Genomic DNA, 25,679 nt, shown 5'->3' with positions numbered 1-25,679 from the left:
GTTCTGCCGATTTGTGCCGGCCCCCCCCTCTCTACGCTTGCGGCCAGGCGAGCGCCATACGAAGTGCCAGGCCATGAACCACCACCGACACCAAGGGGAGACCACCATGCACCAACCACCACTCGGCCCACTGAAGCGCCGCGGCCGGCTGCGGCCGATCGCTGCCGCGGCGGCGCTGACAACGCTGCTCGCGTCGGCCGCGCGCGCGGGCGACACCATTGATCTTGGCCACGGCACCACGCTAGACTATAGTGTCACCGCGTCCTATGGCGCGGCGGTGCGTACCAGCCACCAGAGCAACACGCTGCTGAGCCCGGCCAATATCAACGGCGACGATGGCGACCGCAACTTCCGGCGCGGCGACATGATCGCCAACCGCGTCTCGCTGCTCGGCGAAGCGCACCTGCGGCACGACGCGTTCGGCGCACTGGTGCGCGGCAATGTGTTCTACGACTGGGCCTACAGCGGCACCAACTCGAACAATGCGCCGCTTACGGTCAACCACAGCGGCCCGTTCAACCAGTTCACCGATTCCGCGCGCGACTATCACGAGCACCGGGCGCAGCTGCTCGATGCCTATGTCTACGGCGCGGTCCCGCTCGGCAGCACGCGGCTCAGCTTCAAGCTCGGCAACCAGGTGGTGGCATGGGGCGAGAGCCTGTTCTTCGCCAATATCGCCGGCACGCAAGGCCCTGCCGATGCCACCAAGGCGTTCGTTCCTGGCGCGGAGGTCAAGGACATCCTGCTGCCGGTGCCGCAGGCGTCGCTGCAGTTGCAGGTCACGCCGTCGTTCAGCGTGATGGGCTATTACCAGTTCACCCACAAGCCGAACCAGATGTTCGCGCCGGGCAGCTATTTCAGCACCACCGACGTGGTCGGGCCGGGCGCGGAATTCATCATCGGGCCCGGCTTCCGCATCCCGCGCGGCCCGGACATCCGCCCTTCGGACTGGGGCCAGTGGGGCGTGGGCACGCGCTTCCGCGTGTTCGAAGGCACCGAGATCGGGCTCTACCAGCTGCGCTACCACGACAAGAACCCGAACGTCGTGACCTCGCTGTTCCCCTCACTGCAGTACCAGCAGAAGTACTTCGGCGGCATCAACCTGACCGGCGCCAGCTTCTCCACGCAGATGCTCGGCGCCAACGTGGCTGGTGAAGTCAGCTACAAGGACGGCGTGCCGATGCTGGTGAACGTGGCCGGCTCGCCCACCGCCTCGCGCGGCAAGGCGCTGCAAGGGCAGCTCTCCGCGATCTACTCGGTGGGCCCGACCTTCCTCGCCAACTCGCAGTCGCTGCTCGGCGAAGTCGCCTACCTGCACGTGCTGAGCGTGGATCCTGTAATGGGCTTCAGCCAGCTGACCAACACCCGCAATTCGGCGGCGTTCCAGCTCGGCTGGTCGCTGACCTACAACAATGTGTTCGATGGCTGGGACCTGACCGTGCCGCTCACCTATGCGCAGCAGTTCAGCGGCAAGTCGGCCGTGGCCGGCGCCTTCGGCACGCTGATGGGCTATGGCGACAAACGCGCCAGCGTGGGACTGACCTTCAAGTACCTGAACAACCTGGAGCTCAACCTGACCTATGCCGCGTTCCTCGGCGGGGCCCGCGTGGCCAACCGTCCGCTGGCCGACCGCGACTACGTGGCGTTCAACGCCAAGTATTCGTTCTGAGGCCCGACCTGCCCCGCAATGCCACGGCGCGTTATACCGCCGCGGCAGCGCAATTCGATCCAACTGCCATGAACGCCGACAAGATCAACACGCTCAGCAACGAACTGCACCATGCACTCGTCACGCGCTCGCCGGTGCCGCCACTCAGCGGCCGCGGCCTGGCGCTCGACGTGAACGATGCCTATCGCATCCAGCAAGGCTTTATTGCCCACCGCCTGGCCGCCGGCGACCGCATCACCGGCAAGAAGATCGGCGTGACCAGCGAGGCCGTGCAGCAGATGCTGGACGTGCACCAACCGGACTTCGGCATCCTGCTGCGGAGCATGCAATACGCCGCTGGACAGCCCATCCCCGCGGATACGCTGATCCAGCCGCGCGCCGAAGGCGAGATCGCCTTTTTCCTGCGGCGCGATTTGCGCGGCCCAGCCGTGACGCGCGACGATGTGCTGGACGCCACCGAAGCGGTGGCGGCCTGCTTCGAGATCGTGGATTCGCGCATCCGGGACTGGCGCATCCGCATCGAGGACACCGTCGCCGACAACGCCTCTTGCGGCGTCTATGTGCTCGGCGGGGAGCGCGTGAGTCCACATGCGCTCGACCTGGGCGCATGTGCGATGACGCTTGAAAAGAACGGCGAGTGCGTGGCCACGGGCCTCGGCAGCGCAGCGCTGGGGCACCCCGCCGACGCGGTGGCGTGGCTGGCGAACACGCTGGGCAGCTTCGGCATCCCCCTGTTGGCCGGAGAGACCATCCTGTCGGGCTCGCTGGCGGCGCTGATTCCCGTGCAGGCCGGCGACCGGCTGTCCATGCACATCACCGGCATCGGCGGCTGTACCGCCGTGTTCTGCTGACTTACTGATTTCTTCCACTTGCGACGCGAGACACCATGAACAAGATCCGATGTGCCCTGATCGGGCCCGGCAATATCGGCACCGACCTGCTCTACAAGCTGCGCCGCAGCGAGATCCTGGAACCGGTCTGGATGGTCGGCGTCGAGCCGTCCTCCGAGGGCCTTGCGCGTGCGCGCGAGCTTGGGCTGAAGACCACCAGCGACGGCATCGACGGCCTGCTGCCGCACCTGGAGGCCGACGATATCCGCATCGCCTTCGACGCCACCTCGGCCTACGTACACGCTGAACACTCGGCCCGGCTCACCGCGCGCGGCGTGCGCGTGATCGACCTTACACCGGCGGCGATCGGGCCGTTCTGCGTGCCGCCGGTCAACCTCGAGGCCCACATCGGCAGCAACGAAATGAACGTCAATATGGTGACGTGCGGCGGGCAGGCAACCATCCCCATGGTGTATGCCGTGTCGCGGGTGCAGCCAGTGGCCTATGGCGAGATCGTGGCGACGGTGTCGTCGCGCTCGGTCGGGCCCGGCACGCGCCGCAATATCGACGAATTCACGCGGACCACCGCGGGCGCGATCGAGGCCGTGGGCGGCGCGCGCCAGGGCAAGGCCATCATCGTGATCAACCCGGCCGAGCCGCCGCTGATCATGCGCGACACCATCCACTGCCTGACCGACGACGAGCCTGACGTCGCCGCGATTACCGCTTCGGTGCACGACATGATTGCCGAAGTCCGCAAGTACGTTCCCGGCTACACGCTGAAGAACGGCCCGGTGTTCGACGGCAAGCGCGTCTCGATCTTCCTGGAGGTGGAGGGGCTTGGCGACTACCTGCCGAAGTACGCCGGCAACCTCGACATCATGACGGCCTCGGCCGCCCGTACCGCCGAGTGCATCGCCGTCGCCATGCGCGCCGCCAGCGCCCCCGCAACCGCCACCACCGCCTGAGGAGCCAGCCATGGTCCAACGTATCACCCTGCACGACATGACCCTGCGCGACGGCATGCACCCGAAGCGCCACCAGATCTCGCTGGAGCAGATGAAAAGCATCGCACGCGGGCTGGACGCCGCCGGGGTGCCGCTGATCGAAGTCACCCACGGCGACGGGCTCGGCGGCGCCTCGGTCAACTACGGCTTTCCCGCGCACAGCGACGAGGAATACCTGCGTGCGGTGCTCGGCGAACTGAAGCAGGCGCGCATCTCCGCGCTGCTGCTGCCCGGCATCGGCACCGTAGACCACCTGCGCATGGCGCACGAGATCGGCGTGCATACCATCCGCGTCGCCACCCATTGCACCGAGGCCGATGTCTCGGAGCAGCATATCGGCATGGCGCGCAAGCTCGGCATGGACACCGTGGGCTTCCTGATGATGGCGCACATGGCACCCGTGCAGACGCTGGTGCAGCAGGCGCTGCTGATGGAAAGCTATGGGGCCAACTGCCTGTACATCACCGACTCGGCCGGCCACATGCTGCCGCACGATGTCACCGAGAAGCTGACCGCGGTGCGGCAGGCGCTGCGCCCCGAGACCGAGCTGGGCTTCCATGGCCATCATAACCTCGCCATGGGCGTGGCCAATTCGCTCGCCGCGATTGCCTGCGGCGCCAGCCGCATCGACGCGGCCGCCGCCGGACTGGGCGCCGGGGCCGGCAACACGCCGATGGAAGTGCTGGTGGCCGTGTGCGAGCGCATGGGCATCGAGACCGGCATCGACGTGTTCCGCATCGCCGACGTGGCCGAGGACCTGGTGGTGCCGATCATGGACCACCCGATCCGCATCGACCGTGACGCGCTCACGCTTGGCTATGCCGGCGTGTATTCGTCCTTCCTGCTGTTCGCCAAGCGCGCCGAGGCCAAGTACCGCATCCCCGCGCGCGAGATCCTGGTGGAGCTCGGCCGGCAACGGCTCGTGGGCGGGCAGGAGGACATGATCGAGGATACGGCGATAACGCTGGCGCGCGAGCGGGGTCTGCTGGTGGCGTAGATGGCGATGGCCTGAAAGCGGCTCGCCGGTGGACGCCACGGCCATGACCCTGGGGATCGGCGGGCCGGAAAGCAGCATCACGCCGGCATGTGTACGCGGGCCTCGCCCGCCTTCAGGCAACGGAAATGGCGGGTGAAGCCGGTCCATATCGACCAAGATTTCTGGTCGATATGGACACGATCGCCTGGCATCAGAGATTCCTGGCCCTCATCGTCTCTCCTCCATTTTCGATGGTGTCATCTACCTGGCCCGTGGTTCAACGACTCGCAGCACCAGTTTGGTTGCTGCCTTGCCCGTGCCGCCGGGCTTGAGAAGGTCCATGCCATTCGGCAGGCTGCCGCATCCGACTGCGTCCAGTGCCAGATCGGCGCCACCTCGCGCCCATGCCTGCATGGCGGCAGCGATGTCGCCGCCCCGGTAGTCGATCGTCAGACGGCATCTCACCTCCGCCCCCGCCCCTGGCGTGGGCAACAGGGTATCGAACACTTCGCCCGTTCGATGTCTCTATGTATCTAAGGCAATGCTGATTAAGTCCTCCGCTTCATGAGGAAGAGCGTTATGTGAGGGATCGAGAACGCAAAGAGAAGAACATGAAGCAGATGACGTTGGCAGCGGGTGCAGATCAAGGGGCTGGATTCGAGCAATACCGTAAGCCGACGCGACGTGAGGCATTTCTGGCGACGATGGAGACGATCTTGCCGTGGGCGGCGTTGTGCGCGGTGATCGAGCCGTACTATCCGAAGGCCGGCAACGGCCGGCCGCCCATTGGCCTGGACCGGAAGCTCCGCATCCACTTTTTGCAGCACTGGTTCAACCTGGCGGATCTGGTCTGCGAAGAGGCGCTGTATGACAGCGCCAGCCTGCGCCGCTTCGTCGGGATTGACCTGGGTCGTGAACCTGTGCCGGATGCCACCACGCTGCTGAAGTTTCGCCGCCTGTTGGAAAAGCACCAGCTTGCGGAGCGGCTATTCGCTGAGGTAGGCCGGATCCTGCAAGCCAGCGGCGTGAAACTGAAAACCGGCACCATTGTGGATGCCACGATCATCGGTGCCCCCAGTTCGACGAAGAACGAAAAGAAGGCGCGCGACCCCGAGATGCATCAGACCCGGAAAGGACAGCAGTGGTTCTTTGGGATGAAGCTGCACATCGGCGTGGACAGCCAGAGTGGGTTGGCCCATTCGGCAGTCGTGACGCCGGCCAATGTCCACGACAAGCATGCGCTACCCCAGTTACTGCATGGGCAGGAACAGCGCGTCTATGGTGATAGTGCCTACGCCAGTCAGCAGGAGCTGATCGCATCGAAAGCTCCCCACGCCAAGGACTTCACCAATCAGCGTACCCGCAAGAACGGCCAGATTGCCAGATTGACGAGGTGCAACGCGGGAAGAACCGAAACAAATCGAAGATCCGTGCCCGGCTCGAACATGTCTTTGCCGTGGTCAAGCGCCTGTGGGGTTTCACCAAAGTCCGCTACCGCGGCCTGAAAAAGAATGCCGGCCGGGCCTTCACGGCCCTGGCGCTGGCCAATCTTTACCTGAGCCGAGGACATCTGGTGGGAGCAGTCCGCCCATAAAGGGCGAGTGCGGGGCGAGCGCCTCGCCAACACACCCCGTTGGGGGGCGCAGCAAGCCAAAATCTCGTCATCAGAGCCATTTTTCAAAGCGAATAGGCTCCGCGTCGAACCGCCCCACAAAAAATCAGCAGCTTATTCAGCGTAGCCCTAAGTCGCTGAATTGACTTTGCATGTTGGTTGGAGCCGCCAGCCCGCCACAAAGAAACTCGATCAGAATCTCCACGTGGCCCCACAGAACCTGTTCTCGCGGAGGGTTCCCCGGAGGTATCGGCAATTGGGGACGAGCGGATATTTCGGCGAGACTCTGGAGCATCGCATGGGAACAGAAGATCAGGCGCAGCCAGAGCACTCGCATAGGAATTTCGGGCAGGATGCGCTGGAGCATTGCAAGCAAGGCGGAGGAGTTCTCTCCAAACGACTGTTCAAATATCTCGGCGATCTTCGGGTTGCGGTCCGTATGGAGGCGCGCCAAGAATTGAACATAGCGCGCCCCCGCACTGCCCTCTTCAATAATCTTCCTGGCAAGCGGGATGACAAGTATTTCCACAACCGCGCGGAGCGTGACCTGTGGCTGCGCCTGAAGTGAAGCGTACATTGCACGGCGTTGCGCCATCAACGGCATCATATGGCGTTCCAGCAGCGCGTCCACTACCTTATCCAGACCGCCGAAGTGATAGTGGAGAATACCGGCGCTAACGCCGGCCGCTGCGTTGATGCTGCGCACGGATACGCCGTCCACGCCATACTTGGCCATCAGTTCTTCAGCTGCCAGCAGAATGCGTTCCCGGGCCTCGCCTTTTACAGTGGGTAATGTCATCGATTACAGGTAGTACAGGTGCCGCCTCCCCCTCTGAGGCAATTGGCCAATGACGCCAATAACCCCATATTCCGTGCGGTCGTTGAGACAGTGCGACAGGGCATTGGGTAGCAATGCGGCTCAATGCATGTCGCGCCCGGCTATGCGTTCAGCCCTACTGCCGACTCACATACGCTGCGATGAGATGTTGCCACCATCAACAACGATCTCCGCCGCAGTAATGTAACTCGCCTCGTCCGACAAAAGGAAGCGCGCAACACGGCCAATCTCCTCCGGCTGACCCAGTCGGCTGAGGAGAATGCGGCGCTCGAAGGTTCCTGCTGGCAAGCTGTCCACTGCGGGCTGAAGCATCGGCGTCAAGATTTGGCCCGGGGAAATCGCGTTGATACGGATATTATCGCGCCCCAGGCCGTCCGCCAGCGACCGGATCAGTGACAACATGCCGCCTTTCGCTGCGCTGTAGATGGGGTTGATGTGATTGCCCAAGGTAGCATTGATTGACGCGATGCCGACCACCGCAGAGCCCGGATTGGCGCGGAGATCCGGCAACAATGCCTGCACCAGCAGTGCGAAAGAGCGGAGGTGAACATTGAGACCCGCATCCCATTTTTCCGGAGTGATGCCCTCGAGCGACCCGGTATCGACCGTTCCCGCAGCATGGAGCAAGCCACCAATTCTGGGCAATACCGCGCGGGTCGCGCTCAGCGCAACCCGCAGCGCGCTGGGGTCGCACAGGTCGACGCCAACTCCAACCGCCGCAACGTCAAATTCCTTGGCAATCTCCGATGCTCGGTTTTGCGCCTTTTCTGCCTGAATGTCCCACAGCGCAACGTCGCGACCTACGGCGGCTAATGCGCGTGCCGAGGCAAGCCCAAGCCCGGACGCTCCACCGGTGACGATCACAGCTGTATTGGGTGACGCGAGTAACGATTTCATTGGGGTCTCCTGTCAAGATGGTTTGAGTGATCGAATGAATCTGACAACGAAGACTCGTCTGCTAAAGGCGCCGAGCAGCGTGCAATCGACAACCGTAGCCGGCGAAACTTTGTCTTGACGAGGGTCCATGGCGCTTGCTAAATTCCATTCGAACATTCGATTCAATCGAATGCACAGGAATTCTGGCACACGCCCACGCGAAAGCGCAATAGGCATCGAAGAGAACGAAAACGACAGGAGACGCGGGAGACCATCATGAACAGACTACGCAAGCGTTTGGCCACGGCGTTGTGCCTGGCCCTAAGTTGCGCCGCGACCGGTTTCGGCTGGGCTGCCAGCAACGAGGTGCAGCCTGGCGATACACCGCCAGTAGTGCCGCTACTGCACGCGCCGGCCGGTGCGCCAAATGTGGTAGTGGTCTTGCTTGACGACGTAGGCTTCGGTGCGGCCGCCACCTTCGGCGGACCGGTCAAGACGCCCGCGATGGATGGCCTGGCCACAGAGGGCTTGAGGTATAACCGATTTCATACCACGGCAGTGTGTTCGCCGACACGCGCCTCGCTACTCACAGGTCGCAATCCACACGCAGCAGGTGTCGGCGCAGTGCTGAACGCGCCGAGCAGTTATCCGGGTTACCGGGGAGTGCTGCAAAGGGACTCCGCTACAATTGCCGAACTGTTGCGCCAACAGGGCTATAGCACTGCGGCCTTTGGCAAGTGGCATCTGACACCAGATTGGGAAGCGTCACAGATCGGTCCCTTTGACCGTTGGCCGACCGGCCAAGGCTTTGAAAAATTCTATGGCTTTATCGGCGCCGAAACCGATCAGTTCAATCCTTCGCTATACGATGGCACCACGCCGGTACTAAAGACTGCCTCGAAGGACTACACCCTAAACGAAGATCTGTCGACACGTGCCATCAACTGGATGCATGCGCAGCACTCAATCGCACCTGACAAGCCGTTCTTCGTGTACTTCGCCCCAGGCGGCGCCCATGCTCCGCTCCAGGCACCTAAGGCATGGATCGAGAAATACCGTGGCAGGTTTGACAAGGGCTGGGACGATATGCGGCTAGAGATTCTGGCCCGACAAAAGTCCCTTGGCATCGTACCTCAGGATACAAAGCTGACACCGCGGCCGGATGAACTCCCCGCCTGGGAAAGCCTTAGTACGGACCAGAAGCGGGTTGCCGCACGGTTAATGGAAGTCTACGCAGGGTACCTCGCGCATACCGACGCGCAAATTGGCCGCCTGGTGCAATCATTGAAGGAGAGCAGCCAATTTGGCAACACGCTGTTTATATACGTGATGGGTGACAACGGTGCGAGCCTTGAAGGCGGCATCCATGGCGCGGATAACTACATGGGTCATTTGCAAGGCATGCCTGAGAAACCGGCTGCCGATTTGGTGAAGCGCCTCGACAGCCTGGGCGGCCCGAACAGCTATGTGCAGTATCCAGCCGGTTGGGCTTGGGCCATGAGTTCTCCCCTACCATGGGCCAAGACGGTTGCTTCGCACCTAGGCGGAATTCGTAACGGTATGGTGGTGTCGTGGCCTGCACGAATCCTGGATCACGGCGGCCTGCGCAGGCAGTTCTCCCATGTAAACGATCTGGCGCCAACCATCCTTGAGGCGGCGGGACTGAAAGCCCCGGCAGATGTCAATGGCGTAAAGCAACGTCCAATGGATGGCACAAGCCTAATCTATAGCTTCGCCGATAAGGATGCGCCGGAGAAGCACACCACGCAGTACTTCGAAGTGTTCGGCAACCGTTCGATCTACCACGATGGTTGGTTGGCCTCGGCCCGGCACAAGGACCGAGACCCGTGGGCGACCACATGCCAGCGCAAACGACTCGCCGACGACACCTGGGCCCTCTTCAACCTGAATGAGGACTTCAGCCAGTCCACCGATTTGGCGGCCAGATTGCCGGAGAAACTCAAGGAGATGCAGGCGTTGTTTCTGGCGGAGGCAACAAAGAATCAAGTATTACCGTTGCAGGATACGGCCTGTTCCCGCACGCCTCTCCCCAACTTGACGGGTAAGCGCACAGAGTTCAGCTACTTCTCGGGAGCGGTGGCCATCCCCGAAGCTGAAGCGCCAGCGATCAAGAACCGCTCGTACAGCATCGTGGCTACAGTGGATATTCCCAAGGGCGGCGCCCATGGTGTCATTGCCACCATGGGTGGCACTAGCGCAGGTTGGTCCCTTTACCTTAACGATGAGGGCAAGCCGGTCTACGTGCAGAAAGTGTTCGATGTGGCGCGCATGGAGATTACGGGTAGCAAGCCGCTGCAACCGGGGAAGAATGTGCTGCAGTTTGACTTCGCTTACGAGGGAACCGGTTATGCCAAGGGAGGCACCGGCACGCTTCAAGTGAACGGCAAGGCGGTAGGAAGTGGCCATCTGCCGGTCACCACGCCAGGCTTCTTCTCCGCTGATGAGACCTTTGACGTTGGCATGGATACCGGCTCACCGGCCGGACGTTACCCCGCGGGTTATCCGTTTAACGGCGCCATCGAACGAGTGGGTATCCGTCTGCGTTGAGCATCCCCGCCACCCCGGTCTCGCCGCCCCCCTCATGGGTAAGGCGAGGCCCGCCGGCAATCCGTGGACGCATGTGAAGACGCTTGTCCATCTTATCCGGGATACGGCGGGGACGAGCCGTGCAACAACGCACAAACCATTGTTGAGGCAGCGTCTTATGCCGCATGAGCGTCTGCATTGCCCTTGCGGGAGGCTGCGACAAAACTTAGGAAATACCATGAAACGCCGAGCGCTTATCTCTGGATTACTGGCAACTGGAGTTGCCGGGGCGGCTGGACTGCTGAGCGTAAAATACTTCAGGGGTTTTTCTTCTGCAGGCCAGTTCAAGGGGCCCGTGATAGGCGATGGAGTGACGGGTCCCAGAGGTATGGTCTGGGTCCCAGGAGGGGCGTTCTTGATGGGCAGTTCATCCAAGAGGGCACTTCCCAGCGAAGGACCGGCGCACCGCGTTCAAGTCAGCGGGTTCTGGATGGACCGTTTCGATGTGACAAACGCTGATTTCAGACGCTTCACTGAAGCCACTCGATACGTCACAACAGCTGAGCAAAAACCAAGATGGGAAGACATAAGCCTCCAACTGCCGCCCGGCACACCAGAGCCAGATCCCGAGGCGCTTGTCCCCGGTAGCCTGTTATTTGTCGGCACGAGCGAACCTGTTGAACTGGGCGATTGGTCACGCTGGTGGAGATATGTGCCTGGAGCAAATTGGCGGCATCCGCTCGGACCCCAAAGCAATCTGGCCGATAAGGAGAATCATCCTGTGGTTCAGGTGTCGTACGTTGACGCTCTGAACTACGCCCGTTGGGCTGGAAAGCGCCTGCCGACTGAAGCGCAGTGGGAGTTCGCTGCGCGAGGCGGCCTCGAACAAGCGGATTACGCTTGGGGAGACGAATTCACTCCCAACGGCAAAAAGATGGCCAATACGTGGGACGACCGGGCGCGCCAATTTCCGGTTGTCAGCCGCAATGAAAAGATCCAGGTGGGAACATTGCCGGTTGGCAATTTCGCGCCGAACGGCTATGGCATTTACGATATGGCCGGCAATGTCTGGCAATGGACGGCTGACTGGTATCGCTCCGACGCGTTTGCCATCGAGGCCCGCAACGGACAGGTGTCCGATCCCCAAGGACCCGTCGACTCATATGACCCTGACGATGCAGGGGCACCCGTCGACGCCCCCAAGCGAGTCATACGGGGCGGCTCTTTTTTGTGCAGCGAGACTTATTGCACCAGCTACCGGGTCAGCGCAAGAAGAGGGTCAGACCCGTTTAGCGCCATGTCGCATCTGGGCTTTCGCACGATCATGACCCAACAGGACTGGCTTGCCTGGAAATCAAGGATCCGCGATGCTACTTGATTGATGAAATCCGCACGGAGGCGCCGACTCAATTTCACACTGTGGGCTTGAGACCTATGGGATGGCGGGTCTCAACAAGCTCCTGAAGTACGTCCTGGCGGCGCCAGGCCGGCTGAGCTTCGACGCCGCGAAATGGGAAAGAGAAACGTCTTACATGGCCAAGTCTCGCAGTGGGTCACGTCATCATGATACTGACACGCCTACACGAAATCCGTTGCCGTGAAGTGTAGTAATGATGGGACTTCCGCACTTTGTGTGAGGAGGGCGCACTGGCGTGGAGGATGTTGTAGCGTGGAACGGCCGTCGTCTCCACCGCCCACCACCACCATTCTTCTGCTTGTTGACGAACGTGGGCGAGCCCGCCAGCCTCGTGCCGGCCGCACGAGCTCACCCGCCTGCGATGGCGATCGGACTAGCGTGTCCAGCAGGACAAGGCAGGCCGGTCGTTCAGTTTGGCTTCAATACCCGCAGCCGTAGAAGCTCGATGTTCGCGCGGCCATACATCTGGCGCTTGAGGAACTTGAGCCGGTTGACGTGACCCTCGGTCTGGCCATTGCTCCATGGCAGCCTGAAAGCCGCCCGCACAGCTGGTAAGTCGGCGCGCAGGCTTTGCGCGAACCTACGCATTTCCGCAGCGTCGCAGCGCGACAGACGCTTCAACCATCGATCGAACTGCCACGGACTTCGCCGGTGCATGAGCCCGAGAAACTCCCGCGCGAGGCTGCGAACCTCGCCCACCACGGGTTCGATCTTGTACAGCGCCTGCACGAAGCGCTCGTGGTCCGCGCTCCTGGGCTCCTCGACGGCGAGCTTCCTCCATCCGACAAGCCATCCGAACACGCGCCGGACCGACGGGCACGGCATCGTGCGCACGGGTGCCTGGACAAGCGGTACCTTGCCCTGCGGAAAGAGGGGGCGGACCACGCAATTCTGCACGGCGGCGCGACTGCCCGTATAGCCTCGCTGCTTGAGTTCTTGCCAGATCAGTCTCGGACAGCGACAGCCCTGGGCGATTCGTTCCTCGATATAGCTGCGATAGGGATCCAAAGGCGTCGGACCCCGCGCCTTGGGTGCGCGCTCGGGGAAGGCCCCCGCGGTGATGAACTTGCGCACGGTTCGATGGTCGCTTGAGAGCTCGCGCCCGATTCCTTTCATCGTGCCGCCCTGGGCGCGTAGCGCCATCACCCGCTCGTACAGCGCCAGCCGCGTGGCGCGTCGCTGATCACTCAGGCGCTGCCATGACCGCAGTGAGGTGCCGCTCGGCAACCCCTGCCGGCCCAGGGTCACGCCACCGACCTCGACTTGCTGCGCGGCTTGGCGCAGTTGCGGCCCGAGTCGGTACAGCAACCTCTCGACGTTGTCGCGCAGGTTGCACAGCAGATGCCATCGATCGGAGACTTGCTTGGCTGCCGGCAGCGCGATGTCGACGGCCTCGGAGTAGGCCCCGGCCCGGTCCCTGGCGACGATCTCGATCGATGGGTGCGCACGCATCCACGCGGCCACCGCAGTTGTTTCCCTGCCGGCGAACACTTCGATCGGCTCACGTCGCTCCAGGTCGACGATGATCGTTCCGTACTGGTGACCGCGCGCGATCGCCCAGTCATCGATGCCGACGACCCGCGGTCGTGGTTTGCGCTTGCGCCCAGGAGCTCTTCGCAATTCCCGCAGCACGGTGTCGGCACTGGTGCGCAAGCCCAAGGCGTTAGCAAGCCGAGCTGCCGCCTCACCACCGAGGGCGTGGCCCAGCGCGTGCAACGCCCGAGCCTGCGATCGCGTTCGACGTTGATGCCGACCGGCCAAGGCGTGGATGTTCTCGGCAAACGTACGACGGGGGCAGCCGGCGTTCGCGCACTTGAAGCGACGCACCTCAACGGCGAGAACGACCCGCTGCTCGAGCATCGGTCGTTCTTCCAGACTGCGCACATAGCTGCCGTGGAGTCGGTACTCCAACGACGGCAGGCAGGACAAGGTGCCGTGCGAACCGTACTGCGGGCTTCGACAGTGATGGTCTCCCCTCGCGCGTCGCTGGAGACGACGCGCTTACCCACACGGGCGAGAATTTGATCGATCCCACCGAGAACTTGGCTCATGGTAACGATCAACGCGGGGCCAGATCGGCCCGAGATCAAGACTACACTTCACGCCAGCGGCAGTACTTCCTTCAGCATAGCCGTGGCCTCCCGGTACGGCAGATGGCTTGCCCACTTCGCCTGGAGGTATTTCAGCTCCGGCGTGGCACGGTCAGACAGAGCTTTAGAACGTGAACGTCTGATCTGTGCGCATGATCCTCTCCTTGAACAGGACTCGACACGCTGATTTTATGTATCAGTTCGTCGACGCCCCCTGCCACATAGGATCTTGTGGCGCAATGCCGCACCGCAGCACCGACAATGGATCTGGTCCGAGAGCCACTCATCCACTTGCTTCGAAACCAGCTCGACCTGCACCTTGGCCAACAGCGACCGCCCCTCCGCGAGAGTCAGACCCAGGTTCGCAAGACTACCGTCAGGGCGCTCAATCACGGCCAAAACTCCGTCAACGTCATGGCCGGTGTCGCTGCCCTCGTCGGCCAACCTGGCTTCGATGATCAACCGCATGGTTTGCTCCCACCGTTGCGATACCGATCAGCGTAGTCCACACGGAGTTGGCGCGGCGCCCAGATGCTCGAGCGACCCTCGCTGGAAGCCTCCCCAACCTTTGCACGCTCTCAAGTAAGCGGACGATCGGGTAAGTCAGTGGATGCTTGGGCAGCCATCGGAAGTCGGATTTCGTACAACATCGTGTGCCACGAAACTTGGAGAAATGAGCGTGTACACGGTTGTGAAATTTGACTCCGACGGGCTTCGCCTAGCCGGAGCCCTGCATTTACCCCCCGATCTTGCCGGAGGCGAGCGACGTCCCGCTATCGCGGTGCTGCATGGGTTCGGCAGCAACAAGGACGACGGTATGGTGCAGTTGGCAACGCGCCTGTTTTCGGCGCTGGGCTATGTGGTCCTGCGCTTCGACATGCGGGGCTGCGGTAACAGCGAAGGCGAGCGCGGCAAGGTACTGTGCGAGGACCAGGTGAGCGACACCCGCAACGCGGTCAGCTACTTGCAGAGCCTGCCCGAAGTAGAGCCCGCGAAGATTGCTGTGATGGGTCACAGCTTCGGTGCGGCCGTGGCGGTCTATGCGGCTGGCGTTGACCCTCGCATCGTGGCCTGCATCTCATCGGCGGGATGGGGCGATGGGGAAGTAAAGCTGCGTCAGCAGCATGCCGGTTCGGCCGCCTGGCAGCGCTTCGAGGCAATGGTGGAAGAAGGCCGTGCCCGGTTGGCCACGGGCCAGTCGATGCAGGTCTCGCGCTTTGACATCGTGCCCATTCCCCCCGAGATGCGCAGCAATCTGCCTGCGGGAAGCTTCATGGAGTTCCCGTTCGAGGTGGTCGAAAGCATGCTGCGCTTTCGGCCGAACGCAGTGGTCGGCAACATTGCCCCGCGTCCGCTCCTGCTGCTGCATCCGGCGGACGACTCGGTCACCCCTACGGACCAGTCGATCGGGCTGTTCCGCAACGCCAGGATGCCGGCCGAACTGCATCTGTTCTCGGAGATCGATCATTTCATCTTCTCCGATGACAACCGGGCCGTCCTGGACCTGGTCACGGACTGGCTGCACAAGTTCTTCCCGGCCCGCCAGGCGCCTTTGGGGGCCGCATGACTGCGCGCCCCTCGACCATGATCAGCGCAGCCGGGCTGCAAGCCTTCGCGCAGGCACTACTTGCATCGGCCGGGCTGCACGAACCTGGCGCCTCACTGGTGGCGGAGAGCCTGGTGTGGGCTGACCTGCGCGGTTCGCCCGGACATGGGGTTTCGCGCATCCCGCAGTACACGGCGTGGCTAGCTTCGGGCGACATGAATGGCCGGGCACAACCGCGCCCGGGGCTCAGCCTGCCAGCCCTGACCGTGATCGAGGGCGATCGCTGCGCCGGTGCGCTGGGCATGCGCATTGCCGCCGGGCAAGCTATCGCCGGGGCGCGCCAGGCCGGGGCGAGCCTGGTGCTCTTGCGGGAGACAACGCATACCGGCGCGCTCGGCTTTCACACCGCTCATGTGGCTAGTGCGGGAATGTTTGTCATGGCGATGGCCGCTTCGGCACCGCTGATGGCCTACCATGGCGCCTCGGTGGCGGGCGTTTCAACTGCTCCACTGTCGATGGCCTGCCCGGGGCTTGGCGAGCCGATCGTGTTCGACATGGCTTCGGGAGCCGTTGCCTTCGGCAGGCTGATGCAGGCTCGGGCCACCGGCCGGCCGCTCGAGCCGGGCTGGGCCATCGATGCCATGGGTAATCCCACCACGGACGCGCGCCAGGCGACAACGCCGCTGCCACTGGGCGGCCCGAAAGGCTCGGGCCTCGCGCTGATGGCCGAGATCGCCTGCAGCCTGCTGACCAACCATCCGATCCTGGCACCCGCGCTGCTGGCCCCCGCTGCCGGTCATCGCCACACGCAGAACGCGTGGATGCTCGTGATCGATATCGCCCAGGTGCTGGACCCTTCCCTGTTTCAAGCGCAGTTGACCGAGCTCGCGGGGGCCATCCACAACCTGCCGGCCTCGGCCGAAGGTCCTCCGCGGCTGCCGGGAGAACGCGGCTACGCCGAAACCCGGGAGCGCGGCGCGAACGGGATTGCCTTGGCGCCTGTGACTGCTGACGCGCTGGAGGCACTTGCCAGCCAGGCTGGCATCCGCCCCCCCTGGGCGTAGCGTGGCCGGAAAGTCACCTTCAAGCGCGCCGAGGACTCGTCAGTACCCTTGCCCGTTCCCTTCCCGTGTGGACCTTGTTTCACGTTCGGCCGAATCGACGGGACTGCACTGTCTTTCCCTTGACGGCTGCCACGCACATGACATAATCCTGACCGACTGCAAACGTTTGCAATTTTGTGGGGTTATCGAACGGTTTGCCGAAGCGTGTGGAACTGACGGGTCCTCTGTCTCCTGTACGACTTCTTCGGCATTGATTGGTCGGGCACCGGTTGACTGAGAGTGAAATCGCACTCCGCCACCTGCAGCGCATCGGCACGATTCCCCCTTGGCTTGCTTGAGGAGACACCTTGCATGGCAAAGGACCGCCAGATACGCATCGTCCACGGCAACTTCGGCCGGGCCACCCTCCATCGGATATCGGGGCCGCTCGTCGCGCATGCCCATGCGGAGTTCCATCTGATCTTCAAGATCGGCGGCACAGATGCGACATTCAAAATCGACGGCCAACCGGCGACACTGACCGACGGCTGCGCGCTTCTGATCAATCCCTGGTCAACACATTCGAAGAGCGCGAAGGAGGGCTCGCCTTCGCTGCTGCTCGCCTTGCTGCTGGAGCCGGAGTGGCTCGGGCGCACGCTCGGCGTCGACAATCCTGCCAGCGGCCTGCGCTTCAGTAAAACGCTGGTGCGCATGGATACGGATACCGTCGCATCACTGACGGCGCTGGGTACCTGCCTGGCTCGGGATTTGGCTGACGATTCGGCAATTGGCTCGGCAGATTGCGAGGCCGCCGTCGCGAAACTGGCGCGCAGGGTGTCGGCCTGCCATCTTCAGCGGCGGTCGATGACCGAAGTGCTGGCAAACACCAGGCCGCTGGACTACCGGATCAAGCGCGCGACCGAGTACATACGCAGCCACGCAGGGGAAAACCCCAACGTTGAAACGGTCGCCAGCGCGGTGGGCATGTCCCGCAGCCGGCTCTTCCACCAGTTCAAGGCCTGCATGGGCATTTCGCCGCAGCAATACCTCGACTGGATCCGAATCGGCATCGCCACACGCCTGCTGGCGGAACGGCATGCCAGCATCGGGGACGTGGCACACCAACTCGGATTCAGCGCGCAAGGACACTTCACGCGCTTTTTTGTCCAGCACCTGGGGCTTAGCCCGTCGGAGTTCCGCCGCACCGGCATGCCGGGCGGTGCGCACGGCGACTGAGGCGCCCCACGCCGCCCGGCGCCTGCTGCCGGTCAGCCGCGCAGCGAGCGTGACAGCTTGTCCTGGATGACCGCGTCGAATACCGCCTTGGGCAGCATGCCGTGCACTGTCTTGGCCGGGATCGACGTGTAGTTGCTGGCCGTCTGGTTGGAGTACTGCGTGATGCGGAAGTCCGACGTAATGCTGGCGAGCGAGTACACGTCCTGCGGATCCATGCCGGTCGCCGCGCTCACCCAGTTGAGCATCTGCCGCAGGCAGGCGACGAGCGCTTCGTCGAGATTCTTGCCGAAGCCGAGAATAATCCAGTGGCTGGGCGTCTCCGCCATCGGCAGGGCCAAAGGCCGCTGCTTGTGCAGGAAATACTGGATCTGCATGTCCTCCATCGCCGTTTCGATGGCGGTCTGATTGACCACGCCGTCGCCTTGGGCGGCATGCGAGTCGCCGGTCCAGATCATCGCGCCCGGCCGGTGGACCGGTAGGAACAGTGACGTACCCTCAACCAGCTCGCGCAACACGAGATTGCCGCCATACGGACCGCTGAGGATGCCGCTGACCAGTTCGTCGCCGGCGGGCTGCACCGCCATCACACCCTGGAATGGCGCCAGCTTGATGCGGATGCCCGGCGCGAACTCGGTGTACTGCCGGCTCTCGTCAAACTTGAAATAGCGCAGGTACGGCTTCGCAAAGTCGTTCGGCAGTGCACCAACGCCTTTTGGTGCCGAGTTCCATCCCCAGCCGATCGGGCGCAGCTTGACCATCCGGCACTCCACCACGTCGCCGGGCATCGACCCGCGCAGTTCCACTGGCCCGACGTTCGAGTACGGCCCTTGCGGAAATCGCTTGCGCACGGGTTCGCGATCCTCATAGCTCATGCCGTATGAGGCGCCGTTGGCCCAGTTGACCCAGGTATTGGGATACATCACGAGATCGCCCGACTCGATGCTGGCGACCGGCGTCGCCTTGGGGTCAAGAATGCCGACGCGCACGGTCTCGGTGGCGGACTCGATCCGGTGGATCTTGCCCGGTTTGATTACGGGGAGCGAAGCGGCGTCCGATGCAGCAAGCGGCGCGTTCCGCCCCGCTGTCACCTGCGCCGCCGCCTTCAGCGACGCGGCTCCCAGGCCGAGGGCGCCGGCAGCCTTCAGCCAATGTCTCCTGTCGATCATCATCGTTTTGGTTCCTTTCGATTGGGCCGTCCACGGCACCACCCCGCTGGACGGCGAGATGCAGCACATCAGTTCAGTGCAGTTGGGCCACATACTGCGCAACTGCGACGATCTCCTCGTCTGTCATCAACGGCACCAGAAGGCTCATCAACTTGCCGGGACCGCCACGCGTGCCGGATTTCCACGCGTGGAGCTGCCTGACCACGTATTCCGGCTGCTGGCCGGCAATGCGCGGAAAGTCGGGCGCGATGCCTTCCCCTCTCGGCCGATGGCATGAAACACAGGCCGGCAACCGATTGGACGGATTGCCCTTCCAGTAGATGGCCTTGCCCGCCTCGACCAGGTGCGGCAGGGCGGCCTGTCCGCGCGCGGGTGGCTGGCGACTAAAGTAGCGCGCCACCTCGCGCATCTCCGTTTCGCTCATGCTCTGCACCACGGCGGCCATCGTGGCGTCCTGGCGCAGTGCTGGCTCGCCGGCACCGGCCTTGAACTGCCGCAGTTGCTTGAACAGGTAGTCTTCGTTCTGGCCCGCCAGGCTGGGATATTCCTTCTGCGTGCTCTGGCCAGTGTTGCCGTGGCATGCCGCGCAGACCTGCTCCACCATCAGCCGCGCGGGCCGCGATTCGCCTGCCTCCGGTGCCGGCTGCGCCAGCGAAGGCACGGCCAGCGCGCACAACGCGAGCATGCAGACAGACAGCCGGCGGCGCTCCATGGGATGTTTCACGTCGGAATTCTCGCAACAAGGCATTGCCCGATCTAGTTCAGGTAGCCACCGGTCTTGGCGACAATCTGGTGCGCGCGCTGCGTTTCGCCGGTCAGACGGGTGCTCAGGCCGGTCACGCCGGTCTGGCTGAAGGCGGTGTCAACACTCAGGCCGGCCAGCTTGGCGCGGATCCCGGCATCGTTCATGATGGCGCGGATCTCGCCGCGCAGCCGCTCGACCACGGGCGCCGGCGTGCCCTTGGGGGCAAACACGCCATACCAGACGGTAATGTCGTAGCCGGGAATGCTCTCGGCCACAGTGGACACGTTGGGCAGAGCCTTGAGCCGGCTCGCGGTGCCGACGGCCAGCAGCTTCAGCTTGCCGGAGTTCACATGGGGCATGTACTCCAGCAGCGGTCCCGTCGCCAGGTCGATGTGGCCGGCGATCATGTCGTTGATCGTCGGGCCGCTGCCCTTGTAGGGAATATTGGTGATGTCGACACCGGCCATCGTCTTGATCATTTCGAGCGGATAGCTGGTCGGGCCGCCGTAGTTGACCTTGCCGGGGTTCGCCTTGGCATAGGCGATCAGTTCGGGGACGGACTTGTATGGCGTGGACGGGTTCGTAACCAGCACCAGCGGCGACTCGCCCAGAGGCGCCACAGGTACCAGGTCGCGCGTCACGTCGTAGGGCAGCTTGCGGTAGAAGGCGGCGTTAACGGCGTGGATGCTATTCAGGATGCCGATCGTGTGGCCGTCCGGCGCCGCGCGCACGAGCGCCTCCGCGCCGATGTTCCCGCTGGCGCCCGGCCGGTTCTCCACCACGACTGGTTGTCCCAGCGCGTTCGCCAGGCGCTGCGCCACGGACCTGGCCAGCACGTCGTTGATGCCTGCCGGCGGAAACGGCACGATGAAGACGATAGGCTTCGAAGGCTTCCAGTTGGGCTGTATATTCGTGTCCACTGCCGCTGCGTTGGCGGCGACGGGTCGCAGGCCTACGACAGCCACGGCGAGTATGGCGCTGATGGCCGCAGTGATGGCGGCAAGCGTGGCCACCCGCCGAGGGGCGGTCAGGAATGACGGAGGCTTCCGGCTTTGCATTGACTCTTGTCTCCTTGTGAATCGCGATGCGTGGGCGACAGGGTCAGCCCAGGCTCATACTCTACTGATTCGGACACAAGGCGCTTCCCCATTTGGGGAGCCGTTTACCAAAACGTCCTCCGTTCTGCGGTATATCGGTACGCTGGCCGACGATCGCAGACGCCGCACGGCGCCTACTTACCGGATTGTCCAAGAACTTGACAGGCACTCCGCTCGCGCCGCAGCTCCTCATACAATATGGAGCGCCACATCGACGACCGGAGGAAACGCAATGCATTACAACCAAAACGGCGCCGTGGTCACCATCGGCAACGGCCCGAACCATGTCATCGCCTTGCACGGCTGGTTCGGCCATGCACGCGGATGGGGGCCCTTTGCAGACGTGCTCGACGGCGACCGCTTCACCTACGCCTTCATCGACTATCGAGGCTATGGTGCCCGGCGAGGGATCCACGGCAGATTCGACATGGGGGAGATCGCCGCCGACGTGCTGGCGCTTGGTGACGAACTGGGATGGCAGCGCTTCTCGCTGATCGGGCACTCCATGGGAGGCAAGGCCATGCAGGCCGTCGCCATGCTGGCCCCTGCACGCGTCACGGCCATGGTCGGCGTCACGCCAGTGCCGCCCACGCCTGTGCCGTTCGACAAGCCGGCACGCGCTCTGTTCGAACGTGCCGCCGGCGAGCTCGCGGCAAGAATTGCGGTCCTCGACAATTCGACGGGCAAACGCCTGAGCCGGCATTGGGTGGAAAAGATGGTCCGGGCCTCGACGCAGCATGCCGATGCCGACGCGTTTGCCGCCTACTTCCGGGCATGGGCCGACACAGACTTCGCTGCTGAAGTTGCCGGCACCATTGTTCCCACGCTGCTGCTGGTCGGTGAGCACGACCCGTCGCTGACTGCTGACGTCATGGAGCAGACGTACGGTAAAGCATTCCTCGATCTGGCCATCGACGTGATCCGCAACGCAGGACACTATCCGATGGACGAGACGCCGGTGGACCTCGCCACGCGGATCGAGCGCTTCCTGTCGGACATCCAGAGCCGTAGTGAGCCCTGACGCCCTGGCGTGCCCCTACCGCGCGCCTGCCGGTGTCATACGCCGGCAGGCACGACCATGACGCCAGCATGAACGATGCGCCCAGGCGCATGCACCACTCAGGGCGCCTCGGTCGCACCGATCGCGGCCACGCCGCAGCGCCCGATTTCCTCGTCCACGTCCGATGGCCCCCCGCTGACGCCGACGGCCCCGACCAGCCGGCCGCCGACGTAGATGCCCAGGGAACCCTGCGACGGAAAGACCGGGCCGCCATAAACCAGCGAACTCATCTGGCCGAAGACGATGGGATTGGCCTGATAGCGCTTCACGAGCTCGGCGCCGGAGGCGCCTCCCGTCGCCGCCGAGGCGATGGCCTTGCCGCGCGCGACGTCAAAGGTCGCAAACGGGGCGCCATCCATTCTCACGCCGCTGAGAAAGTGGCCGGAGACGTCGACCACGACGATGCTGACGGCAAGTTTTCGGTCCTCGGCAAACCGTTTGGCGGCATCAGTAAGCCGGACCGCGGCGTCCACGCCCAGGGTCTGCAGCTGTGTTACGCCTGCCGCAGATGCGATCGACGCGCAGAACAGATGCAGCCCGAAGGCCACGGCGAGGGTATAGCGCTTCATGGATTCTCCTATGCTTGACGGGATCGCGGCGCGCCGGCACCTGGCCGGCAACGGCGACCGGCTGGTGCGCACGTACGTGCGCACATCAGAAGAGATGGCGCATGCCCATCATGACCCCGCGCGGGTCGGACACGCTGCTTGCCGTGACCTCATTGGGGATGTTCGAGAATGTGTAGTTGGCCTTGTTCGTGTTCCAGATCTTACTGGCGTTGGCATAGAGCGTTGTACGCTTGGACATCGAGTACTGGTAGCCGATCGAAGCCTGCTGGCCACGGTTCGGCGTGCCGACCGATTGCTGCATGCCGTATGCCAGCAGTACCAGTCCGGCGCCTCCCACGGGAATAGTCGTACCGACATGGAAACCGCGGTCCTTCAGAGTCGCCTGCCCTGGCACCCATCGCGTGGCCTGGCGTACGTTGGCGAACAACTTCACCCAGGGGAATTCGTAGGTGGCGCCGATCGCGCGCTCGTCGCGGTCGGCATCCGTTACCGCGCCGATGCTGTAGGTGCGTTCGTAGGCAAGGCCCAGCCACAGCGGACCGCGAGCATAAGTTAGCCCGCCGGCCGCCAGCCGGTCGGCGTCGCGTGGCGCGCTGGTCCGCTCGGCGCCGAATGAATAGATCACGCTGCCCTGCAGCCCGGCAAGTTCGGGACTTTCGTACCGGATGGAATTGTCTGCGCGCGCGGTCAGGCTGCTGCCTGCGGGTCCGCCGTTCTGCAGGCGACCAAGCGGGCCATACGGCGAGAAGCCGAAGGCCGACGCCTGCCCCTCGATGTAGTAGATCGGCGTGTTCTGCCGCCCAAGCGTCAGCGCACCCCAGTCCTTGCTGCTCAGGCCGACCCAGGCCTGACGCCCAAACAGGCGTCCTCCCTGCTGGGCGGTGCCGCTGTCCAGTGCAAGTCCGGTCTCCAGTGTAAATACCGTGGACAGCCCCGGCGCCAGTTCCTCCTTGCCCCGCAAGCCCCAGCGCGATTGATACAGCCCGCCGTCCTCGACCCGCGCCACATGATTTGCCCCGGACTTGACATACTCGGTGTAGAGATCGGCTACGCCAAAAATGGTCACCCCCGATTGTGCCGCCGCTATGCCCGGCACCGCTGCCACCGCCACTACCAAGAGTGCTCCCATTCTTTTCATGCGTTTCTCCTCGCTGTTCCGTCCTGTTTGACGATATGGTTCTTGCACGGTCTTGCACCGGCGCAGCAAGGGTATGGGCTCGCGGTGGGAAAGCGCTAACCCAATCGTCCCGCCAATTGGAAAGGTGTCCGAAATGCGGGACCGGGGCGGGTCAGGAGAGCAGGTTCACGAGCAGGGTGCGGGGGACAGGCCTGGAAGTTCGCGGGAAGCGCTGCCGGATTCGACAAGGCGATGGAGAGGCGCAGCGGGAAGATTGTGGGAACGCAGAAGGCTGGCCGGGCTGAACCCGGCCTCGCATGAAATCGCCCTCTCACAGCGGGCGCAAACCGTCCTGGCAAGTGTCGCGGCCGGCTGGCAGCTGGGACGCCGCGCCGGAAACGCGCTACAGGTTTCGACTGAACTCGTAGTTATAGGGATCGCTGTTGAAACGATGCGTATTGTCGGCACCCATCTGCGGGCCGGCGCAACCGAACATGCTCAGCGTTAATCCGCAGAGTATTGCGGTAGCCAGGAATCGGATCATGATGCACCTCGCGTCGAAATCGTCCGCCAGGGTACGGCGGAAGCGTAAGTTGAGTCTATACCACCCACGAGGTTGCCTTTCTGAATCGAACGGGGCCCGACATGGTGCGTTTCCCACAGGAAGGCCTTGCCCGGGGGAGCGATGCTGCTAGCGCTGTTCCCATCGAATCTAGCTGTACAAGTGATGTCGATGACGCCCCATCTGAAATTGGGGAGCATTCCCGGGGGCTCGGCGCTCAAGTCTGTAGGTCAAGAGGGGGCTGGCGGCCCCAGGATAGTTTTTCTGCACTGCTGGATGGCTTCGGTGACCCTAAGAAAACATAGATCCCAATGTATGTGACGGAGAGGCGCCAACGGCGTGCAGAGCAGGACGAGTCGCCGGGACTCTCTCACAAAGCGATCTGCCGGCGTGTCAGCGTTGGGCTTGGGGGGCTTGTCCAGCGCGCGGCACGAGCTTCATTCATGATTGCCTGCACGGTCTTTGGCATGGATGGGTGGCGCGGCGTGTGGGAAGCGTTGGGTTCACGAGCATTCGCAAAAAAGGCAGACATCGAACAACCCTTAACAATATGGGCCTTCCACAAACAGAAACTCAATGACCGCAACCGTCCCGCATTCAGCCGCTCACCTGAATCACAACACACCCCAACCAGGTCGGTCGACCAGTTCGGGACTCGGTGGCCCGCCGAGCGCCATTTCGCTCACTTCGACGTAGGCGATGGCCAAAACAAATCGGAAGTCTCAGCAATTGGCTAACGAGGCGATCCGGCTCTAAGTTGCTGTTACCCGTAGATGCCCAAACTACGTGGCAATCGTTCAATGCCGAGGTGTCGATCTCAATCGACGGCGCACACCCAACGCCCCAGTCTCGCGTACGGCGATGACGATGACCGAGTGTCCTACGTCAATGCGTCCGGCCCATCGATTCTCTGCACATCTCGCAATACCCACGCGACCAAGCCAGAACCCTCCAGGCTCAACAATTCTTACGCCTTCGTGGCCGTATCAGTCGTTGCAACCCGCGGTTTGTCGACGCCGGTCTCATGCATCGCTCTTCCCCCGAAGCCTCTGAAAGCACTTCCGGCCGTTTCGTTCGCCACTATAGTACACATTTTATCGTTATAAATCATATAGTTAATTGATATTTAAGGTAGTTAATACGTGCGGCTTTGACAGTAAAATGTCCGACTCCTAGGATTGACCTCGTGATCTCGTTCTGCATCCAGCGTTGAACGTAACCAGTAGCTCGACGCAACCGTCGCGCGCTTTGCACTCGCCGATGCGAGCTGCCGGACCAGGCCACATATATCCCTTTCGAAGTCATCTCACGGAGCCATCTCATGCTTGAGTGGAAACAGGAAATTCAGGACATCAGTTCTCGCCTCAAAGAACTGTCCGCGCGCACGCCGGACACCATTCGCGGTTTTGGGCTGATCGCTGGTGCGGGCGCCAAAACCGAGCAACTCGGCGCGAAGACGCGTGAACTCATCGCGCTGGCCGTCGCAGTCACCACGCGCTGCGATGGTTGCATCGCCTTCCATGCAGCCGAGGCCGTCAAGCTCGGCGTGTCCGACGAAGAGATCGCAGAAGCGCTCGGCGTCGCCATCAACCTGAACGCCGGCGCCGCCATTACGTACAGCACACACGTGCTGGATGCCATCGACGCGCTGAAGCAAGCCTAACCGTTACACCCTG

22 protein-coding genes are annotated in these 25,679 nt (G+C 63.0%); 12 read left to right on the top strand and 10 right to left on the bottom strand.

Annotation, left to right across the window (positions count from 1 at the left end; translation table 11 throughout):
• The first annotated feature begins 106 nt into the window (after positions 1-106).
• The 4 genes from K307_RS23115 (at position 107) to dmpG (ending at position 4,503) form a co-directional block, all read left to right on the top strand.
• Positions 107-1,669: a DUF1302 domain-containing protein gene (locus K307_RS23115; RefSeq protein WP_042883071.1), complete on the top strand. Its 1,563-nt coding sequence runs from the start codon at positions 107-109 to the stop codon at positions 1,667-1,669.
• A gap of 68 nt (positions 1,670-1,737) precedes the next feature.
• Complete coding sequence (dmpE, locus tag K307_RS23110; RefSeq protein WP_042883068.1) at positions 1,738-2,520, top strand: 2-oxopent-4-enoate hydratase; 783 nt, start codon at positions 1,738-1,740, stop codon at positions 2,518-2,520.
• A 35-nt stretch (positions 2,521-2,555) separates the two neighbouring features.
• The gene (locus K307_RS23105) at positions 2,556-3,467 is read left to right on the top strand and encodes an acetaldehyde dehydrogenase (acetylating) (RefSeq protein ID WP_042883066.1); all 912 of its coding nucleotides are present in this window, start codon (positions 2,556-2,558) and stop codon (positions 3,465-3,467) included.
• A gap of 10 nt (positions 3,468-3,477) precedes the next feature.
• Positions 3,478-4,503, top strand: coding sequence for a 4-hydroxy-2-oxovalerate aldolase (gene dmpG / locus K307_RS23100; protein WP_042883065.1), 1,026 nt, complete (start codon positions 3,478-3,480; stop codon positions 4,501-4,503).
• Positions 4,504-4,743: 240 nt separating this feature from the next.
• Here dmpG and K307_RS51145 read toward each other — a convergent pair whose 3' ends face one another.
• On the bottom strand, positions 4,744-4,989 hold the full coding sequence (locus K307_RS51145; RefSeq protein WP_080745181.1) for a hypothetical protein: 246 nt from the start codon (positions 4,987-4,989) through the stop codon (positions 4,744-4,746).
• 104 nt (positions 4,990-5,093) lie between these two features.
• On the opposite strand from K307_RS51145, the gene K307_RS23095 reads away from it, so the two are divergent.
• Positions 5,094-6,076 (top strand): IS5 family transposase gene (locus K307_RS23095; RefSeq protein WP_230626028.1). Its coding sequence is split into 2 segments (ribosomal slippage): positions 5,094-5,871 and positions 5,871-6,076, totalling 984 coding nucleotides; the frame shifts between segments, so codons are not numbered across the junction.
• A gap of 136 nt (positions 6,077-6,212) precedes the next feature.
• Here K307_RS23095 and K307_RS23090 read toward each other — a convergent pair.
• A complete protein-coding gene (locus tag K307_RS23090; protein WP_080745180.1) occupies positions 6,213-6,893 on the bottom strand; it encodes a TetR/AcrR family transcriptional regulator in 681 nt (226 codons plus the stop codon).
• Between the two features lie 165 nt (positions 6,894-7,058).
• The gene (locus K307_RS23080; RefSeq protein ID WP_042883060.1) at positions 7,059-7,829 is read right to left on the bottom strand and encodes an SDR family NAD(P)-dependent oxidoreductase; all 771 of its coding nucleotides are present in this window, start codon (positions 7,827-7,829) and stop codon (positions 7,059-7,061) included.
• A 255-nt stretch (positions 7,830-8,084) separates the two neighbouring features.
• On the opposite strand from K307_RS23080, the gene K307_RS23075 reads away from it, so the two are divergent.
• On the top strand, positions 8,085-10,376 hold the full coding sequence (locus K307_RS23075) for an arylsulfatase (RefSeq protein ID WP_042883058.1): 2,292 nt from the start codon (positions 8,085-8,087) through the stop codon (positions 10,374-10,376).
• Positions 10,377-10,593: 217 nt separating this feature from the next.
• On the top strand, positions 10,594-11,733 hold the full coding sequence (locus K307_RS23070; RefSeq protein ID WP_042883056.1) for a formylglycine-generating enzyme family protein: 1,140 nt from the start codon (positions 10,594-10,596) through the stop codon (positions 11,731-11,733).
• Positions 11,734-12,180: 447 nt separating this feature from the next.
• On the opposite strand, the gene K307_RS23065 is transcribed toward K307_RS23070, so the two are convergent.
• A complete protein-coding gene (locus tag K307_RS23065) occupies positions 12,181-13,701 on the bottom strand; it encodes an ISL3 family transposase (RefSeq protein ID WP_230626025.1) in 1,521 nt (506 codons plus the stop codon).
• A 350-nt stretch (positions 13,702-14,051) separates the two neighbouring features.
• Positions 14,052-14,330: a hypothetical protein gene (locus K307_RS23060; RefSeq protein WP_042883052.1), complete on the bottom strand. Its 279-nt coding sequence runs from the start codon at positions 14,328-14,330 to the stop codon at positions 14,052-14,054.
• 205 nt (positions 14,331-14,535) lie between these two features.
• Between K307_RS23060 and K307_RS23055 the strand changes: the two genes are divergently transcribed.
• The 3 genes from K307_RS23055 to K307_RS23045 all read left to right on the top strand — a co-directional run bounded on the left by K307_RS23055 (position 14,536) and on the right by K307_RS23045 (position 17,687).
• Positions 14,536-15,429: an alpha/beta hydrolase gene (locus K307_RS23055; protein WP_042883050.1), complete on the top strand. Its 894-nt coding sequence runs from the start codon at positions 14,536-14,538 to the stop codon at positions 15,427-15,429.
• The gene (locus K307_RS23050) at positions 15,426-16,472 is read left to right on the top strand and encodes an Ldh family oxidoreductase (RefSeq protein ID WP_042883049.1); all 1,047 of its coding nucleotides are present in this window, start codon (positions 15,426-15,428) and stop codon (positions 16,470-16,472) included. The genes K307_RS23055 and K307_RS23050 overlap by 4 nt, the downstream gene beginning before the upstream one ends.
• Before the next feature lie 351 nt (positions 16,473-16,823).
• The gene (locus K307_RS23045) at positions 16,824-17,687 is read left to right on the top strand and encodes an AraC family transcriptional regulator (protein ID WP_042883048.1); all 864 of its coding nucleotides are present in this window, start codon (positions 16,824-16,826) and stop codon (positions 17,685-17,687) included.
• Positions 17,688-17,719: 32 nt separating this feature from the next.
• Here the strand turns inward: K307_RS23045 and K307_RS23040 are convergent, their stop codons facing one another.
• The 3 genes from K307_RS23040 to K307_RS23030 form a co-directional block, all read right to left on the bottom strand.
• Positions 17,720-18,856 (bottom strand): acetamidase/formamidase family protein, encoded by a 1,137-nt coding sequence (locus K307_RS23040; protein WP_042883379.1) that lies wholly within the window; start codon positions 18,854-18,856, stop codon positions 17,720-17,722.
• Between the two features lie 70 nt (positions 18,857-18,926).
• Positions 18,927-19,577 (bottom strand): c-type cytochrome, encoded by a 651-nt coding sequence (locus K307_RS23035; protein ID WP_042883047.1) that lies wholly within the window; start codon positions 19,575-19,577, stop codon positions 18,927-18,929.
• 32 nt (positions 19,578-19,609) lie between these two features.
• Entirely contained in the window at positions 19,610-20,656 is a 1,047-nt protein-coding gene (locus K307_RS23030) for a Bug family tripartite tricarboxylate transporter substrate binding protein (RefSeq protein ID WP_051975127.1), read from the bottom strand.
• A 271-nt stretch (positions 20,657-20,927) separates the two neighbouring features.
• Between K307_RS23030 and K307_RS23025 the strand changes: the two genes are divergently transcribed.
• Complete coding sequence (locus tag K307_RS23025) at positions 20,928-21,716, top strand: alpha/beta fold hydrolase (protein ID WP_042883045.1); 789 nt, start codon at positions 20,928-20,930, stop codon at positions 21,714-21,716.
• Between the two features lie 98 nt (positions 21,717-21,814).
• Here the strand turns inward: K307_RS23025 and K307_RS23020 are convergent, their stop codons facing one another.
• Complete coding sequence (locus K307_RS23020; RefSeq protein ID WP_042883044.1) at positions 21,815-22,324, bottom strand: GlcG/HbpS family heme-binding protein; 510 nt, start codon at positions 22,322-22,324, stop codon at positions 21,815-21,817.
• A gap of 85 nt (positions 22,325-22,409) precedes the next feature.
• Complete coding sequence (locus K307_RS23015; RefSeq protein WP_042883042.1) at positions 22,410-23,462, bottom strand: porin; 1,053 nt, start codon at positions 23,460-23,462, stop codon at positions 22,410-22,412.
• Positions 23,463-25,324: 1,862 nt separating this feature from the next.
• On the opposite strand from K307_RS23015, the gene K307_RS23010 reads away from it, so the two are divergent.
• Complete coding sequence (locus tag K307_RS23010) at positions 25,325-25,666, top strand: carboxymuconolactone decarboxylase family protein (protein ID WP_042883041.1); 342 nt, start codon at positions 25,325-25,327, stop codon at positions 25,664-25,666.
• Positions 25,667-25,679: the final 13 nt, after the last annotated feature.

Source organism: Cupriavidus necator A5-1, from assembly GCF_000744095.1.
GTDB lineage: Bacteria > Pseudomonadota > Gammaproteobacteria > Burkholderiales > Burkholderiaceae > Cupriavidus > Cupriavidus necator_A.
This window is presented reverse-complemented; position numbering and strand designations above follow the sequence as displayed.

What these genes read in the sequence shown, in the direction of transcription:
- K307_RS23050 (WP_042883049.1), top strand. Translation starts at nt 15,426, where the DNA reads ATGACTGCGCGCCCCTCGACCATGATCAGCGCAGCCGGGCTGCAAGCC.
- K307_RS23070 (WP_042883056.1), top strand. Translation starts at nt 10,594, where the DNA reads ATGAAACGCCGAGCGCTTATCTCTGGATTACTGGCAACTGGAGTTGCC.
- K307_RS23045 (WP_042883048.1), top strand. Translation starts at nt 16,824, where the DNA reads ATGGCAAAGGACCGCCAGATACGCATCGTCCACGGCAACTTCGGCCGG.
- K307_RS23020 (WP_042883044.1), bottom strand. Translation starts at nt 22,324, where the DNA reads ATGAAGCGCTATACCCTCGCCGTGGCCTTCGGGCTGCATCTGTTCTGC.
- dmpG (WP_042883065.1), top strand. Translation starts at nt 3,478, where the DNA reads ATGGTCCAACGTATCACCCTGCACGACATGACCCTGCGCGACGGCATG.
- K307_RS23025 (WP_042883045.1), top strand. Translation starts at nt 20,928, where the DNA reads ATGCATTACAACCAAAACGGCGCCGTGGTCACCATCGGCAACGGCCCG.
- K307_RS23080 (WP_042883060.1), bottom strand. Translation starts at nt 7,829, where the DNA reads ATGAAATCGTTACTCGCGTCACCCAATACAGCTGTGATCGTCACCGGT.
- K307_RS23075 (WP_042883058.1), top strand. Translation starts at nt 8,085, where the DNA reads ATGAACAGACTACGCAAGCGTTTGGCCACGGCGTTGTGCCTGGCCCTA.
- K307_RS23105 (WP_042883066.1), top strand. Translation starts at nt 2,556, where the DNA reads ATGAACAAGATCCGATGTGCCCTGATCGGGCCCGGCAATATCGGCACC.
- K307_RS23090 (WP_080745180.1), bottom strand. Translation starts at nt 6,893, where the DNA reads ATGACATTACCCACTGTAAAAGGCGAGGCCCGGGAACGCATTCTGCTG.
- K307_RS23055 (WP_042883050.1), top strand. Translation starts at nt 14,536, where the DNA reads ATGAGCGTGTACACGGTTGTGAAATTTGACTCCGACGGGCTTCGCCTA.
- K307_RS23115 (WP_042883071.1), top strand. Translation starts at nt 107, where the DNA reads ATGCACCAACCACCACTCGGCCCACTGAAGCGCCGCGGCCGGCTGCGG.
- K307_RS23030 (WP_051975127.1), bottom strand. Translation starts at nt 20,656, where the DNA reads ATGCAAAGCCGGAAGCCTCCGTCATTCCTGACCGCCCCTCGGCGGGTG.
- K307_RS23015 (WP_042883042.1), bottom strand. Translation starts at nt 23,462, where the DNA reads ATGAAAAGAATGGGAGCACTCTTGGTAGTGGCGGTGGCAGCGGTGCCG.
- dmpE (WP_042883068.1), top strand. Translation starts at nt 1,738, where the DNA reads ATGAACGCCGACAAGATCAACACGCTCAGCAACGAACTGCACCATGCA.
- K307_RS23010 (WP_042883041.1), top strand. Translation starts at nt 25,325, where the DNA reads ATGCTTGAGTGGAAACAGGAAATTCAGGACATCAGTTCTCGCCTCAAA.
- K307_RS23060 (WP_042883052.1), bottom strand. Translation starts at nt 14,330, where the DNA reads ATGCGGTTGATCATCGAAGCCAGGTTGGCCGACGAGGGCAGCGACACC.
- K307_RS23040 (WP_042883379.1), bottom strand. Translation starts at nt 18,856, where the DNA reads ATGATGATCGACAGGAGACATTGGCTGAAGGCTGCCGGCGCCCTCGGC.